This is a genomic window from Spongiactinospora gelatinilytica (assembly GCF_003236385.1).
Taxonomy (GTDB): Bacteria; Actinomycetota; Actinomycetes; order Streptosporangiales; family Streptosporangiaceae; genus Spongiactinospora; species Spongiactinospora gelatinilytica.
On record NZ_POUA01000954.1, the window covers coordinates 1 to 377 of the forward strand.

Here is a 377-nt window from a genome sequence, read left to right on the forward strand (position 1 = left end):
GTTAGAAGTTCCAGTTGAAATCCCATTCATTACGATGGGATTAACATCAGCTTCAGTATCAGGGAACAATGGGTCTTGCCCTAAATTCATGAGGGCTTTGTTAGCATTATAACGCGTGAAGGTAAGAACTTCATCAGTCCAACCAACTTGGTCATACAAAGTATGAACATATTTTTCTTCGTTATCATATAAATCGTATAAGAAGTTATACATCCAATCCTTTATTTCTTGCTGTTCATTTTCACCAAGCTCTTTAAGGCCTAATTGGAATTTGTAACCAATATAAGTTCCATGAACTGATTCATCACGAAGAATTAGTTTAATAATCTCAGCCACATTGTTTAGTTGATTATGACCTAAGTAATAAAGGGGAGTGA

1 protein-coding gene is annotated in these 377 nt (G+C 35.0%); it reads right to left on the bottom strand.

Translation table 11 applies throughout. The annotated features are described in order from the left end of the window. Positions 1-377 (bottom strand): ribonucleotide-diphosphate reductase subunit beta (locus tag C1I98_RS46940; RefSeq protein WP_199537625.1); only part of this gene is annotated, 377 nt, incomplete at both ends.